The following is a 13309-nucleotide window of genomic DNA, read 5'->3' as shown; positions in this document are numbered from 1 at the left end:
GGAGTCCATCATGCCGCTTGCCCAACTGATCAGCCCCCAGCAATTGGCCGAGCGCCAGACGTCGGCGGGGTGGGTGATCCTGGATTGCCGTTTTGCCTTGGAAGATCCGGATTACGGGCGTTGCAGCTACGCCGAAGGGCATATCGAAGGTGCGCAGTACGCTGACTTGGAGCGCCACCTTAGTGGGCCGGTAATCAAAGGTGTGACCGGTCGTCACCCATTGCCGGCAGCGAATACCTTCGCTGAGCAACTGCGGGCGTGGGGTGTGAGTGCCGATACCGACGTGGTGCTTTACGACGACGGTCCTGGTGCCTATGCCGCCCGCGCCTGGTGGTTGCTGGCCTGGCTGGGCAAGCGCGACGGCGTATTTATCCTGGATGGGGGGCTCAAGGCCTGGCATGCGGCGGGTTTCCCGTTGAGCCTGGATGCGCCGGTCGTCGAGCGCGGGACGTTTGCCGGTACACCGGACAATCGCCTGCTGCTGGATGCCGAACACCTGCAAAAACGCCTGGGCCAACCCGGCCTGACCCTGATCGATGCCCGCGCCCAACCGCGCTTTCGCGGCGAGGTGGAGCCTATCGACCCGATTGCCGGGCACATTCCCGGTGCGCAATGTGCGGCGTTCAACGAAAACCTGGGCAGTGACGGGCGTTTCCTCCCGGCCGAGCAACTCAAGCAACGCTTCGCCGCGCAGTTGCAGGGCCGCTCGCCGGAAGAACTGGTGGCGTATTGCGGCTCGGGCGTGACGGCCTGCCACAACCTGTTCGCCCTCAGCCTGGCGGGTTACCCGTTGGGCAAGTTGTATGCGGGGTCGTGGAGCGAGTGGATTACTGATCCTGCGCGGGCAATTGCTACGGGTGACTGAGTTCCCGGTGGGGTAAACCCTCCCACATGTTCAACCGTGGTGTGCCAGTAGCCATTGGGGGATGCGCCGCTCTAGGTAGTAGCTGGGGCGTTTCAGTGAGCCATCGACGAAGCCCACATGCCCACCTTTGGCCGTCAGTTCAAACTCGGTGCAGGCCGACAGCTCGCTGGTCTCGGGCAAGCTGTGGGCGAATACGAACGGGTCATCGGCAGCGTGGATAATCAGCGTCGGCGTGCGTATAGCACCCAGGTAGTAGCGGCTCGACGCGCGGCGGTAGTAGTCCTCGGCACTCAAGAACCCGTGCAGCGGCGCGGTGACCCGGCCATCGAAGTCCCAGAAGGTGCGCATCTTCTCCAGCGAGCCAAGCGCTTCCAGGGCCTTCAGCCCGTCCGCGCGGCCATCCTGTAAAAAACGGCTTTGTTTGACGCGGATATACGCGAGCATTTCACGCATGAAGTGCTTTTGGTAAACCCGCGAGAAACCTATCCCGATGCGGTCCGCACACTGGTCCAGGCGAAACGGCACCGACACCGCCGCCGCGCCTTGCAGCCCGGATGCCTCGCCGGTTTCCCCCAGGTGCTTAAGCAGCACATTGCCCCCCAGCGAATAACCCACCGCATACAGCGGCGCCAGCGGCCGCTTGGCGCGTAGATGCGCAATGGCGGCGGCCAGGTCTTCGCTGGCGCCCGAGTGATAGCTGCGCGCCAACAGGTTGGGCTCGCCCGAACAGCCGCGCCAGTTCAAGGCCGCACTGGCCCAGCCTTGGGCGGCGAGGACTTTTTGCAGGCCGGCCACATAGGGGGAATTGGATGAGCCGGTCAGCCCATGCAGCACCAGCACCAACGGCGCCTGCGCGTCATGGGGGCCATGCCAGTCGAGGTCGAGAAAGTCGCCGTCTTCCAGCCACAGGCGTTCGCGTTGGCGTTCGATATGGGTGGTAGGGCGCCACAGCGGCCCCCACAGTGTTTGCAGGTGAGGGTTGCCGAGGCCGAAGGCGGGGGTGAAGAGGTCGAAGGACGGTGTCATGAAACTCTCAGTCTGTGGCAAGCCCGCTCACCACAATTGAAGCCAGTCTGAAAAATCAGGCGACGCTTTCGACCAATCGATGCCACAACGCGTAATACACACGACCGGATTTCTGCTCCCGGTGCAGGCGCCAGGCGCCCGGCAAGCCCAGGGTAGATGGCGCGGTCTCGCTTTCAGTGTATATCCACGCATCCGGCGCCAGCCACTGGCGTTCTTCCAGCAAGGCGCACACGGTCGGCAGCAGGTTCTGGTTGAACGGCGGATCGAGGAACACCACGTCGTAGGCGCTGGCAGCCTGGGTTTCCAGGTAGCGCAGGGCGTCGGCGGTCTGCACCTGGCCGTTGGTGCAGCGCAGGGTGCCCAGGTGTTCCTTGAGGCTGGACACCGCGACATTGCTGGCATCCAGCGCCTGGGCCTGGGCCGCGCCACGGGACAGCGCCTCCAGGAACAGCGCGCCACTGCCCGCGAACGGGTCCAGCACCTTGGCGCCGGCAATGTAAGGCGCGAGCCAGTTGAACAGGGTTTCACGCACGCGATCCGGCGTTGGGCGCAGGCCCACGACGTCGGGGAAGCTCAGCTTGCGGCTGCCCCATTCACCGCCAATGATGCGCAGTTGGCCCACACCGTTATGCACGTTGTGGACAGGTTTTTTCGGGCGAGATGAACTGGCCATTAATGCTCCGGAACCCCGAGCGGCTGCTCGGCAGGTTTATCAGTGGGGGGCGGTAGTGGCTTTTGCGCAGTCGTTGGGCCGGCGGTCACGATGACCATCTTGTCGGCGCTCAAGTGTTTGTTCAAGGCAGCCTTGACCTGCTCTACGGTCAGTGCCTGGGATTGTTTCATGAAATCTTCCAGATAGCTCAGCGGCAGGTTGTAGAAACCCATGGCGCCCAGCTGCCCGACGATATCGGCGTTGCTCGCAGTGGACAGCGGGAAGCTGCCGGCCAGCTCGCGCTTGGCGTCATCCAGTTCCTTTTGCGTCGGGCCGGTCTTGAGGTAGTCGGCCAGCACGTCTTCGACCAGGCGCAAGGTGCCGCCGCTCATTTCGGCGCGGGTTTGCAGGTTGATCATGAACGGGCCACGCACTTGCATCGGCGAGAAGCCGGAATATACACCGTAGGTCAGGCCACGTTTCTCGCGCACTTCGCTCATCAAACGGGTGCCGAAGCCACCGCCGCCGAGGATCTGGTTGCCCAGGGACAGCGCTGCGTAGTCCGGGTCGGCGCGGTCGATGCCCAATTGGGCGAAGAGCAGGTGAGTCTGTTTGGACGGGAACTCGATATGGCTCAGGCCGGGCTTCGGCTCGGTCGGCTGGGCGATTTTCGCCATGGCCGGGCCCTTGGGCAGCGAGGCCGACACTTTGGCGGTCATCGCTTCGGCTTCGGCGCGGGTCAAATCACCGACCACGGCAATCACGGCATTACCCGCCGCATAAGCCTTGGCGTGGAACGCCTGCAACTGTGCGAGGGTAATCTTCGGAACGCTTTCTGGCGTGCCTTCACTCGGGTGAGCGTAGGGGTGATCGCCGTACAGGCGCTTGAACAACTCCAGGCTCGCCAGTTTGCCGGGGTTCTGCTTCTGGTATTCAAAGCCGGCGAGGATCTGGTTCTTGATCCGCGCCAGGGAATCGGCGGGGAAGGTCGGTTTGCCGATGACGTCGTCAAACAGCGCCAGGGCGGCGTCGCGTTTTGCGCTGTCGCTGAGGCTGCGCAGGGACACCAGCGCCATATCGCGATAAGCACCATTGCCAAAGTCGGCGCCCAGGCCTTCAAAACCACTGGCAATCTGGCTCACATCCTTGCCCGGCACGCCCTCATTGAGCATGGCGTTGGTCATCAGTGCCAGGCCCGGCACGTTGCCGTCCTGGCTGCTGCCGGCGGCGAACAGGATGCGCATGTCGAACATCGGCAGTTCATGGGCTTCGACGAACAGCACCTTGGCGCCTTCGGCGGTGGTCCAGGTTTGCACGTCGAGCTTGCGGTTGGTCGGCGCCTTGCCGTCAAGCTCCGCCAGGGATTGCAGTTTGTTGGCCGATTGCGCCTTGTCCAGCGCCTGGCTGGCGACGGACTCACTTGGGCGCAGGAAATACACGGCACTCGCTGCGACCAGGGTGACGACGATCAGGCCCGGCAGGATCAGGCGGCTGCTTTTGCGATCACTCATGAGCGGTCTCCTCAGGCAAAACATGGGCGACGCTCAGACGTTCGCGGGTGAAATAGGTGCGTGCGGCCTTCTGGATATCTTCCGGGGTCACGCTTTGCAGGTCGGCCAGTTCGGTGTCCATGAGTTTCCAGGACAGGCCCACGGTTTCCAGCGAGCCGATGGCCGTGGCCTGGCTGGTGATCGAGTCACGCTGGTACACCAGGCCGGCGATGACCTGGGCACGGATGCGCTCCAGTTCTTCGGCGGTCGGTGGCTTGGCCTTCAACTCTTCCAGCAGGCGCCACAGGCCGGCTTCGGCTTGGGCAACGGTTTTTTTCTTTTGCTGGTTCGGAGTGGCCGAGAGGGTGAACAGGCTGTCGCCGCGAGTATAGGCGTCGTAGTGGGTGGATGCGGCGGAAACCAGCTCTTCACCACGCTCCAACTGTTCGGAGATCCGTGCGCTGTAGCCGCCGTCCAGCAGGGCCGAGATCAGGCGCAGGGCCTGGACCGAACGCTTGTCTTCGGCGGTGGCCAGGCCAGGTACGTTGAAGCCCAGGATCACGCTCGGCAATTGGGTCTGCACATGCATGGTCAGCAGGCGCTCGCCGGGCTCGGCCAGCTCCATCGGAATCTTGGCGGGCGGTACGTCACGCTTGGGGATCGGGCCGAAGTAGCGCTGGGCGAGGTTTTTCACCTCGTCCGGGGTCACATCGCCGACTACTACCAGGGTGGCGTTGTTCGGCACGTACCAGGACTGGTACCAGTGGCGCAGTTCCTCAACCTTCATACGGTCGAGGTCGGCCATCCAGCCGATGGTCGGTGTGTGGTAGCCGCTGGCCGGGAAAGCCATCGCCTTGAAGCGCTCGAAGGCCTTGGACATCGGGTTGTCGTCGGTGCGCAGGCGGCGTTCTTCCTTGATTACCTCGATTTCGCGGCTGAACTCGTCGGCCGGCAGGCGCAGGCTGGCCATGCGGTCGGCTTCCAGCTCAAAGGCAACGCCCAGGCGGTCACGGGCCAGCACCTGATAGTAGGCGGTGTAGTCATCGCTGGTGAAGGCGTTTTCTTCGGCGCCCAGGTCCCGAAGGATCAGCGAGGCTTCGCCGGGGCCGACCTTGGCGCTGCCCTTGAACATCATGTGCTCCAGGGCGTGGGACAAACCGGTCTGGCCCGGGGTTTCGTAGCTCGAACCGACCTTGTACCAGACCTGGGAAACCACCACCGGCGCGCGATGGTCTTCGCGCACGACCACCTTGAGGCCGTTATCCAGGGTGAATTCATGGGTGGGTTGTGGGTCGGCAGCCAAGGCTGAAAGTGGCAGACAAACTGTGCTGAGCAGCAGGCCTGCGGCGTGGCGGGCTAGAGCATTCATTCGTTTTTAAACCTGTTGGGCTGCCCGCTTGGTCTTAGCGTCGGCGGGCGAGGAGGTGCTAGGATACTGATCCGACCTAGGGACGGCCACTATGGCTGTCTTGTTAAGGCCCTATTTAGGCCTTACAAAATGTTGCGCATGAACGAGCTGGCTAAAAAACAGTCTGTTACGCATCGAATTTTATTTACCGATGTGCCCCTTGGCGCGTCGCTACCTTGAGATAGCCGTCTCCATGTTTGGTTCCAACGACGACAAGAAGACCCCAGCTGCGGCTGGCGAGAAGAAAGGCCTGTTCGGATGGCTGCGCAAAAAGCCGCAGGAAACCGTCGCTGAACAGCCACAGGTTCAAGCTGAGCCGATCCCCGAGCCTATAGTAGAAGCCGAACCGGTAGTCGAAGCGCCGGCGCCGGTCGTGTTGCCGATGGCTGAGCCGGTGTTGCAGCCGGTGGCCGAAGTGGTGCCGGAACCTGAGCCCGAGCATAAGCCGTGGCCGGAACTGCCGGTGGCCGAAGAGCCCGTGGCGCTGGTTGACGACGTGCAGGCCGAGCATGTGACGCCGCCGATTCCGGTGGTTATCGAGCCGGTTCCTGTCGTGATCGAAGAGCCTACGCCTGTAGCTGTGATCGAGCCGGCCCCCGTTGCGGTTGTCGCGCCAGTGGTTGAGCCGGCTCCCGTCGTGGTTGCCGCTCCCGCCGTTATCGAATCGCCCGTCGAGCCCGCGTCCGTCGCTCCTGTCGAAACCAGCAAGACCGGCTTCTTCGCCCGCCTCAAGCAAGGCCTGAGCAAGACCAGCGCCAGCATCGGCGAAGGCATGGCCAGCCTGTTCCTCGGCAAAAAGGTGATCGACGACGAACTGCTGGAAGACATCGAAACCCGTCTGCTGACCGCCGACGTGGGCGTCGAAGCCACCGCCGTGATCATCCAGAGCTTGACCCAGAAGGTCGCGCGCAAGCAGCTGACCGATGCCGACGCCCTCTACAAATCCTTGCAGGCCGAGCTGGCGGCGATGCTCAAGCCCGTGGAAGCGCCACTGGTGATCACCCCGAACAAGCCGTTCGTGATCCTGGTCGTGGGCGTCAATGGCGCCGGCAAGACCACCACCATCGGCAAACTGGCCAAGAAGCTGCAGTCGGAAGGCAAAAAAGTCATGCTCGCCGCCGGCGACACCTTCCGCGCCGCTGCCGTCGAGCAATTGCAGGTCTGGGGTGAGCGCAACAAGATCCCGGTCATCGCCCAGCACACCGGTGCCGATTCCGCCTCGGTGATCTTCGACGCCGTGCAAGCCGCCAAGGCTCGTAACATCGACGTGCTGATTGCGGATACCGCCGGTCGCCTGCACACCAAAGACAACCTGATGGAAGAGCTGAAGAAAGTCCGCCGCGTGATCGGCAAACTCGACGCAGACGCCCCGCACGAAGTGCTGCTGGTGCTGGACGCCGGTACTGGCCAGAACGCCATCAGCCAGGCCAAACAATTCAACCAGACGGTCCAACTGACCGGCCTGGCGTTGACTAAGCTCGACGGCACGGCCAAAGGCGGCGTGATCTTCGCCCTGGCCAAGCAGTTCGGGTTGCCGATTCGTTATATCGGCGTCGGTGAAGGCATCGACGACCTGCGCACCTTTGAAGCCGAACCCTTTGTACAGGCACTGTTTGCCGAGCGGGAGCGTTCATGATTCGATTCGAACAGGTCGGTAAACGCTATGCCAACGGGCATGTCGGCTTGCATGAGCTGAGCTTTAGAGTGCGTCGCGGCGAGTTCTTGTTTGTCACCGGTCACTCGGGGGCCGGCAAAAGTACGCTGTTGCGCCTGTTGCTGGCCATGGAGCGCCCAACCACCGGCAAATTGCTGCTGGCGGGCCAGGACCTGGCCACCATCAGTAATGCGCAGATCCCGTTCCTGCGCCGCCAGATCGGCGTGGTGTTCCAGAACCACCAGTTGCTGTTTGATCGTACGGTGTTCAACAACGTTGCCTTGCCGTTGCAGATTCTTGGGTTGTCCAAGGCCGAAATCGTCAAGCGCGTGGATTCGGCCCTGGAGCGCGTGGCGCTGTCGGACAAGACCGACCTCTACCCCGGCGACCTGTCCACCGGCCAGCAACAGCGCGTCGGCATTGCCCGCGCGATCGTTCACCGCCCGGCCTTGCTGCTGGCGGACGAACCCACCGGTAACCTCGACCCGCGCCTGGCGGCCGAGATCATGGGTGTGTTCGAAGACATCAACCGTCTGGGTACCAGCGTACTGATCGCCAGCCATGACCTGGCGCTGATCGCACGTATGCGCCACCGCATGCTGACCCTGCAACGCGGTCGCCTGATCGGTGACGGGGAGGCTGGCGTATGAGTGCGACACGTAGCCCCAAGGTTTCCGAGCGCGTGGCGCCGAAACCGGCCGATCCGCAACCGAAAAAGAAAAAACACGACGACGATGACGGCCCGGACTTCAGCACCCTGCTGCGCGCCTGGATCGAAAGCCATCGCGCCAGCCTGCTGGACAGCCTGCGTCGCCTGGGCAAGCAGCCGATCGGCAGCTTTTTTACCTGCCTGGTGATGGCCGTGGCCCTGAGCCTGCCGATGGGCTTGTCGTTGCTGCTTAATAATGTCGAGCGCCTGGGTGGCTCCTGGCAGCGTGCGGCGCAGATTTCGCTGTACCTGAACCTGGATGCCAGTACCAAGGAAGGCGAAGCGCTACGGGACGATATCAAGAACATGCCGGGCGTCGCGGACGCCGAGTACGTCAGTCGCGACCAGGCCCTTGAGGAGTTCCAGCAACAGTCCGGCCTGGGCGAGGCGCTTAAGGAGCTGCCGCAGAACCCGTTGCCGGGTGTGGTCCTGGTGACGCCGAATGAAGTCGACAAGGCGGGCCTTGAAGCCCTGCGACAAAAACTCGCAGAGATGCCCAAGGTGCAACAGGCGCAACTTGATCTAGTCTGGGTAGAGCGCCTGGCGGCGATCCTCAAGCTGGGCGACCGCTTTGTGTTCGGCCTGACGGTGCTGTTGGTGTCTGCATTACTTTTGGTGATAGGTAATACCATTCGTCTTCATATTGAAAACCGTCGCACCGAGATAGAAGTGATTAAACTGGTCGGCGGCACGGACAGCTATGTGCGTCGGCCTTTTCTGTACATGGGCGCGCTTTATGGCCTGGGTGCGGGGATTTTGTCCTGGGGCGTGCTGGCGTTCGGCCTGAACTGGCTGAACGACGCAGTCGTTGGGCTTGCCGGCTTGTATGGCAGTGATTTTGCCTTGGCCGGGGTACCGGTGGCCGATGGTCTGTCGCTCTTGCTTGGCGCGGTATTGTTGGGTTATATCGGTGCCTGGATTGCGGTCGCACGGCATTTACGTGAGCTGGCACCGAAGTAGTTAATGTCAGATTAATGTGGTTTCGTTTGTATTGACCGTATCAGTGGTTTAGGGAACTTGTCCTACGGTTCCCGGTCAATTTTCGCAGTGCTGAACTGCACGAGTTATGTGAGTCGGAGGTTTTTTCGTATGACCACTTCTTTGCAACCTGCTTATGCCTTGGTCCCGGGTGCGAACCTGGAAGCCTATGTGCACACGGTCAACAGCATTCCATTGCTGACCCCCGAGCAGGAGCGTGAACTGGCCGAGAGTCTCTACTATGAGCAGGATTTGGGGGCGGCTCGGCAGATGGTGCTCGCCCACCTGCGTTTTGTCGTACATATCGCCCGTAGCTATAGCGGCTACGGGCTGGCCCAGGCTGACCTGATCCAGGAAGGCAACGTCGGCCTGATGAAGGCTGTAAAGCGCTTCAACCCTGAAATGGGCGTGCGCCTGGTGTCGTTTGCCGTGCACTGGATCAAGGCGGAAATCCACGAGTTCATCCTGCGCAACTGGCGCATCGTGAAAGTCGCGACCACCAAGGCCCAGCGCAAGCTGTTCTTCAACCTGCGCAGCCAGAAAAAACGCCTGGCGTGGCTGAACAACGAGGAAGTCCACCGCGTGGCTGAAAGCCTCGGCGTGGAGCCCCGTGAAGTGCGCGAGATGGAAAGCCGCCTGACCGGCCATGACATGGCCTTCGACCCGGCCGCGGAAGCGGACGACGACAGCGCTTTCCAATCGCCGGCCAACTACCTGGAAGACCACCGGTACGACCCGGCGCGTCAACTGGAAGATGCCGACTGGAGCGACAACTCCAACCACAACCTGCACGAAGCGCTGGAAGTACTGGACGACCGCAGCCGTGACATCCTCTACCAGCGCTGGCTGGCGGAAGAAAAAGCTACGCTGCACGACCTGGCACAGAAGTACAACGTGTCGGCCGAGCGGATTCGTCAGCTTGAAAAGAGCGCGATGAACAAGCTGAAACTATCCATCGCTGCTTAAAAGTGTGGGAGGGGGCAAGCCCCTCCCACATTTGTTTTGTGTTGTATCAGTCGGACCAAGGCGCTTTGCGAGAGTTGTTCAGTTCCACCAGATAACCATCCCCACCCAACTGGCTCATCTGCTGGCGAATCCACGCCGCTCGCCGCGCCACGTACGCGGTCGGATGACTGGCACTCCACACCCGAGGGTTAGGCAACACCGCCGCCAGGTAGCTGGCCTGCTGCCGGGACAATCCCTTGGCACTCACGCCAAAGTGATGTCGCGCAGCCGCTTGCGCGCCAAACACGCCTTCATCCCATTCCACGCTGTTGAGGTACACCTCAAGAATCCGCTGCTTGGGCCAAAACACCTCGATCAGCGCGGTAAACCAGGCCTCCAGGCCTTTGCGCAAATAACTGCGACCCGCCCACAGGAACAGGTTTTTCGACACCTGCTGGCTCAGCGTACTCGCGCCACGGATCGAACCGCCGCGTTCGTTGTGCAGGAGCGCCGCCTGGATGGCGCCGAAATCAAAGCCCCAATGCTGCGGGAAGCGCTGGTCTTCACCGGCCATCACCGCCACTTTCAGGTCGTCGGAGATTTCTTCCCACGGCACCCAGGTGCGTTGCAGGTCAATGGGTTCGCCGTCGAACCAGGATTCGACTTTGCGCTCCACCATCAATGCGGTGAAGGGCGGCGGGACGACACGGAACAGCAGCACCAGCAGAACACTGCCAATGGCAAACCATTTCACGACGTTGAGAAAGCGTTTGAAGAGGACACGCAGCATAGAGATGGCTTGGCCGAACCCGTTGAGCGGGCCATTATACAGACCCTGCCCAATGAGTCTGACTGGAGTTCCTCATGCTGCGTAGCTTTCTGATGCTGGCTGCCTTTTTCGGCTTCACCGGTGTCGCCCTCGGTGCGTTCGCCGCCCATGGCCTGAAAAGCCGCCTGAGCGCCGAGTACCTGGCGATCTTTCACACCGGCGTGACCTATCAGTTGGTGCACACCCTGGCGCTGTTCGGCGTAGCGCTGCTGCTGGCGCATATTCCGGGGCGCCTGGTGACGTGGGCAGGCGTGTCCTTTGTCGTCGGTATCCTGCTGTTCTCCGGCAGCCTGTACGTGTTGACCACCACGGGGATCAGCAAACTCGGCATCATCACGCCCTTCGGCGGATTGGCGTTCCTGCTGGGTTGGTTCTTCCTGGGCTTGGCTGCCTGGCGCTTGCAGCTGACCGCTTGACGCTTGGAGCTGACCTTCAGGTCCCAATCGAGCTAGAATGCTGGCCCCTAAAATCGATGGCGGCCCGTGGCATGCGCATTCAGTTGAACGGCGAATCCCTTGAACTGCCCGACGGTGAAACCGTTGCGGCCCTGCTGACCCGCCTGGACCTGACCGGGCGTCGCGTCGCAGTGGAACTCAACCTGGATATCGTCCCGCGTAGCCTGCATGCTGAGACCGCGCTCACCGACGGTGACCAGGTCGAAGTGGTCCACGCCATCGGCGGCGGCTAGTCCCGCACGTTTATGTAGCCCCGGATTCTGCAGAACCTCACCCCATTTCGAGGATTTCCCATGAGCATCGTTCGTAGCGACAAGCCCTTCGTCCTGGCCGGTCGTACCTACCAGTCCCGTCTGCTGGTCGGCACCGGCAAGTACCGCGACATGGAAGAAACCCGCCTGGCCATCGAAGCCTCGGGCGCCGAGATCGTGACCTTTGCCGTGCGCCGCACAAACCTCGGCCAGATCGAAGGCGAGCCGAACCTGCTCGAAGTGCTGTCGCCGGATCGCTACACCTTCCTGCCGAACACCGCCGGTTGCTACGACGCCGTCGAAGCCGTGCGCACCTGCCGCCTGGCCCGTGAACTGCTCGACGGCCACAACCTGGTGAAGCTGGAAGTGCTGGCCGACCAGAAAACCCTGTTCCCCAACGTGATCGAAACCCTCAAGGCCGCTGAAACCCTGGTCAAGGAAGGTTTCGACGTGATGGTCTACACCAGCGATGACCCGATCATCGCCCGCCAACTGGCCGAAATCGGCTGTATCGCCGTAATGCCGCTGGCCGGCCTGATCGGTTCCGGGCTGGGCATCTGCAATCCGTACAACCTGCAGATCATCCTCGAAGAAGCCAAGATCCCGGTACTGGTGGACGCCGGTGTCGGTACCGCTTCCGACGCCACCATCGCCATGGAACTGGGCTGCGACGCGGTGCTGATGAACTCGGCCATCGCCCACGCCCAGCAACCGGTGCTGATGGCCGAAGCCATGAAACACGCCATCGTCGCCGGCCGCCTGGCCTACCTCGCCGGGCGCATGCCGAAAAAACTATACGCCAGCGCCTCTTCGCCGCTGGATGGTCTGATCAAGTAAGAGCCATTGATGACTGAATCAAACGAAACGCCGAACACCGTGGAAGAAGGCGACGAGTCCAAGCACCGCCGCATCAAGAGTTTTGTGATGCGCGCCGGCCGCATGACCGAAGGCCAGCAAAAAGGCCTGGAGCAAGGTACGCCGCTGTTCGTCCTGCCCCTGGCCGACGCGCCGGTGGACTATGACCAGGTGTTTGGTCGTTCGGCCCCGCGGTCCCTGGAAATCGGTTTTGGCATGGGGCACTCCCTGCTGGAAATGGCGGCTGCCTCGCCGGAACAGGATTTTATCGGCGTGGAAGTCCACCGCCCGGGTGTCGGTGCGCTGCTCAATGGCGTTCTGACTCAAGGCCTGACCAACCTGCGGGTTTATGACTGCGACGCGATCGAAGTGCTCAACCGCTGCATCGCCGACAACAGCCTCGACCGCCTGATGCTGTTTTTCCCCGATCCATGGCACAAGAGCCGTCACCACAAGCGCCGCATCGTCCAAGCCTCCTTCGCGGAGCTGGTGCGCAGCAAGCTGAAAGTCGGCGGTATCCTGCACATGGCCACCGACTGGGAACCGTACGCCGAATACATGCTGGAAGTGATGGACGTTGCCCCTGGCTACCGCAACCTGGCGGAAGACGGCAAATGCGTACCGCGCCCGGCCGAACGCCCGATCACCAAGTTCGAGCGTCGTGGCGAGCGACTCGGGCATGGGGTTTGGGATTTGAAGTTCGAGAAGCTGGCGTAACTCGCCACTGACTTGAAATGCAATTCAATGTGGGAGGGGGCTTGCCCCCGATAGCGGTGGATCAGTCACTTTGATGTCGACTGACCCTCAGCTATCGGGGGCAAGCCCCCTCCCACAGTTGTTTTGTGTTGGATTTGAGGTCAGCGGCGATCGGCGACGACGCCAATCAACACCAGCACCACCACCAGCACCGGCGCCAGGCTGTAGTTATTGAACTGGCTCAACCCCCGCACAATCCACGGCGTGGCGTAGATCAGCGCCGCACCGCTGCCGATCATGCACAGCAGGGCCATCAACGGTACGCGCAACGCGCCGGCAACGCTGCCCAGGCGTGCTTCGACCCAGCCCTTGATGTCGGCGCCAAACAGCACCAGCAAACAGCCCACAAGGGCCAGGGAGATTTCCGACAGGTTGCTGCGGCTCCAGCGGGATACGGTGGCGAGCAGGTCGAGTACCAAATCCATTCGATTTCCTT

The 13309-nt window shown here is 62.0% G+C and carries 15 protein-coding genes; 9 read left to right on the top strand and 6 right to left on the bottom strand.

All coding sequences use genetic code 11. The features are described from left to right. The first annotated feature begins 10 nt into the window (after nt 1–10). Nucleotides 11–865: a sulfurtransferase gene (locus tag HDC32_RS18805; protein WP_184745103.1), complete on the top strand. Its 855-nt coding sequence runs from the start codon at nt 11–13 to the stop codon at nt 863–865. A gap of 30 nt (nt 866–895) precedes the next feature. On the opposite strand, the gene HDC32_RS18800 is transcribed toward HDC32_RS18805, so the two are convergent. Genes HDC32_RS18800 through HDC32_RS18785 form a run of 4 tightly spaced genes read right to left on the bottom strand, consistent with a single transcriptional unit; the run spans nt 896 to nt 5402 of the window. Beyond that, on the bottom strand, nt 896–1891 hold the full coding sequence (locus HDC32_RS18800; protein WP_184745101.1) for a hydrolase: 996 nt from the start codon (nt 1889–1891) through the stop codon (nt 896–898). 55 nt (nt 1892–1946) lie between these two features. Further along, on the bottom strand, nt 1947–2564 hold the full coding sequence (rsmD, locus tag HDC32_RS18795; protein ID WP_131697517.1) for a 16S rRNA (guanine(966)-N(2))-methyltransferase RsmD: 618 nt from the start codon (nt 2562–2564) through the stop codon (nt 1947–1949). After that, nucleotides 2564–4054 carry a pitrilysin family protein gene (locus HDC32_RS18790; protein WP_131697516.1) on the bottom strand — a complete coding sequence of 497 codons (1491 nt, stop codon included), beginning with the start codon at nt 4052–4054 and terminating at the stop codon, nt 2564–2566. The genes rsmD and HDC32_RS18790 overlap by 1 nt, the downstream gene beginning before the upstream one ends. Continuing rightward, nucleotides 4047–5402 carry a pitrilysin family protein gene (locus HDC32_RS18785; protein ID WP_167656954.1) on the bottom strand — a complete coding sequence of 452 codons (1356 nt, stop codon included), beginning with the start codon at nt 5400–5402 and terminating at the stop codon, nt 4047–4049. The genes HDC32_RS18790 and HDC32_RS18785 overlap by 8 nt, the downstream gene beginning before the upstream one ends. Nucleotides 5403–5634: 232 nt before the next feature. Here HDC32_RS18785 and ftsY point away from each other — a divergent pair, with 232 nt between their 5' ends. The 4 genes from ftsY to rpoH all read left to right on the top strand — a co-directional run bounded on the left by ftsY (nt 5635) and on the right by rpoH (nt 9748). Beyond that, nucleotides 5635–7077, top strand: coding sequence for a signal recognition particle-docking protein FtsY (gene ftsY / locus HDC32_RS18780; RefSeq protein ID WP_184745100.1), 1443 nt, complete (start codon nt 5635–5637; stop codon nt 7075–7077). Further along, nucleotides 7074–7745 carry a cell division ATP-binding protein FtsE gene (gene ftsE / locus HDC32_RS18775; RefSeq protein WP_003234627.1) on the top strand — a complete coding sequence of 224 codons (672 nt, stop codon included), beginning with the start codon at nt 7074–7076 and terminating at the stop codon, nt 7743–7745. The genes ftsY and ftsE overlap by 4 nt, the downstream gene beginning before the upstream one ends. Beyond that, complete coding sequence (gene ftsX / locus HDC32_RS18770; protein ID WP_065923857.1) at nt 7742–8764, top strand: permease-like cell division protein FtsX; 1023 nt, start codon at nt 7742–7744, stop codon at nt 8762–8764. The genes ftsE and ftsX overlap by 4 nt, the downstream gene beginning before the upstream one ends. 129 nt (nt 8765–8893) lie before the next feature. Then, nucleotides 8894–9748 (top strand): RNA polymerase sigma factor RpoH, encoded by an 855-nt coding sequence (gene rpoH, locus HDC32_RS18765; protein WP_003176698.1) that lies wholly within the window; start codon nt 8894–8896, stop codon nt 9746–9748. Between the two features lie 46 nt (nt 9749–9794). Here rpoH and mtgA read toward each other — a convergent pair whose 3' ends face one another. Then, nucleotides 9795–10517 carry a monofunctional biosynthetic peptidoglycan transglycosylase gene (gene mtgA, locus HDC32_RS18760; protein ID WP_131697513.1) on the bottom strand — a complete coding sequence of 241 codons (723 nt, stop codon included), beginning with the start codon at nt 10515–10517 and terminating at the stop codon, nt 9795–9797. Nucleotides 10518–10591: 74 nt separating this feature from the next. On the opposite strand from mtgA, the gene HDC32_RS18755 reads away from it, so the two are divergent. The 4 genes from HDC32_RS18755 (at nt 10592) to trmB (ending at nt 12834) form a co-directional block, all read left to right on the top strand. Continuing rightward, nucleotides 10592–10972 (top strand): DUF423 domain-containing protein, encoded by a 381-nt coding sequence (locus HDC32_RS18755; protein ID WP_131697512.1) that lies wholly within the window; start codon nt 10592–10594, stop codon nt 10970–10972. Nucleotides 10973–11043: 71 nt separating this feature from the next. Next, nucleotides 11044–11244, top strand: a complete 201-nt coding sequence (thiS, locus tag HDC32_RS18750; protein WP_167656957.1) for a sulfur carrier protein ThiS — start codon at nt 11044–11046, stop codon at nt 11242–11244. A gap of 60 nt (nt 11245–11304) precedes the next feature. Next, nucleotides 11305–12099, top strand: coding sequence for a thiazole synthase (locus HDC32_RS18745; protein WP_131697510.1), 795 nt, complete (start codon nt 11305–11307; stop codon nt 12097–12099). Nucleotides 12100–12108: 9 nt separating this feature from the next. Then, on the top strand, nt 12109–12834 hold the full coding sequence (trmB, locus tag HDC32_RS18740) for a tRNA (guanosine(46)-N7)-methyltransferase TrmB (protein ID WP_131697509.1): 726 nt from the start codon (nt 12109–12111) through the stop codon (nt 12832–12834). A gap of 140 nt (nt 12835–12974) precedes the next feature. On the opposite strand, the gene HDC32_RS18735 is transcribed toward trmB, so the two are convergent. Continuing rightward, entirely contained in the window at nt 12975–13298 is a 324-nt protein-coding gene (locus tag HDC32_RS18735; RefSeq protein ID WP_010207241.1) for a DUF3392 domain-containing protein, read from the bottom strand. Between the last annotated feature and the right edge of the window lie 11 nt (nt 13299–13309).

The organism is Pseudomonas sp. JAI120 (assembly GCF_014207255.1).
In the GTDB taxonomy this organism is placed as follows: domain Bacteria; phylum Pseudomonadota; class Gammaproteobacteria; order Pseudomonadales; family Pseudomonadaceae; genus Aquipseudomonas.
This window is presented reverse-complemented; position numbering and strand designations above follow the sequence as displayed.

Bases quoted from the DNA above. Each gene is read 5' to 3' on its own strand.
- HDC32_RS18785 (WP_167656954.1), bottom strand. From the start codon at position 5,402: ATGAATGCTCTAGCCCGCCACGCCGCAGGCCTGCTGCTCAGCACAGTT.
- HDC32_RS18790 (WP_131697516.1), bottom strand. From the start codon at position 4,054: ATGAGTGATCGCAAAAGCAGCCGCCTGATCCTGCCGGGCCTGATCGTC.
- mtgA (WP_131697513.1), bottom strand. From the start codon at position 10,517: ATGCTGCGTGTCCTCTTCAAACGCTTTCTCAACGTCGTGAAATGGTTT.
- HDC32_RS18755 (WP_131697512.1), top strand. From the start codon at position 10,592: ATGCTGCGTAGCTTTCTGATGCTGGCTGCCTTTTTCGGCTTCACCGGT.
- rsmD (WP_131697517.1), bottom strand. From the start codon at position 2,564: ATGGCCAGTTCATCTCGCCCGAAAAAACCTGTCCACAACGTGCATAAC.
- HDC32_RS18735 (WP_010207241.1), bottom strand. From the start codon at position 13,298: ATGGATTTGGTACTCGACCTGCTCGCCACCGTATCCCGCTGGAGCCGC.
- HDC32_RS18805 (WP_184745103.1), top strand. From the start codon at position 11: ATGCCGCTTGCCCAACTGATCAGCCCCCAGCAATTGGCCGAGCGCCAG.
- ftsY (WP_184745100.1), top strand. From the start codon at position 5,635: ATGTTTGGTTCCAACGACGACAAGAAGACCCCAGCTGCGGCTGGCGAG.
- trmB (WP_131697509.1), top strand. From the start codon at position 12,109: ATGACTGAATCAAACGAAACGCCGAACACCGTGGAAGAAGGCGACGAG.
- ftsE (WP_003234627.1), top strand. From the start codon at position 7,074: ATGATTCGATTCGAACAGGTCGGTAAACGCTATGCCAACGGGCATGTC.
- rpoH (WP_003176698.1), top strand. From the start codon at position 8,894: ATGACCACTTCTTTGCAACCTGCTTATGCCTTGGTCCCGGGTGCGAAC.
- HDC32_RS18800 (WP_184745101.1), bottom strand. From the start codon at position 1,891: ATGACACCGTCCTTCGACCTCTTCACCCCCGCCTTCGGCCTCGGCAAC.
- thiS (WP_167656957.1), top strand. From the start codon at position 11,044: ATGCGCATTCAGTTGAACGGCGAATCCCTTGAACTGCCCGACGGTGAA.
- HDC32_RS18745 (WP_131697510.1), top strand. From the start codon at position 11,305: ATGAGCATCGTTCGTAGCGACAAGCCCTTCGTCCTGGCCGGTCGTACC.
- ftsX (WP_065923857.1), top strand. From the start codon at position 7,742: ATGAGTGCGACACGTAGCCCCAAGGTTTCCGAGCGCGTGGCGCCGAAA.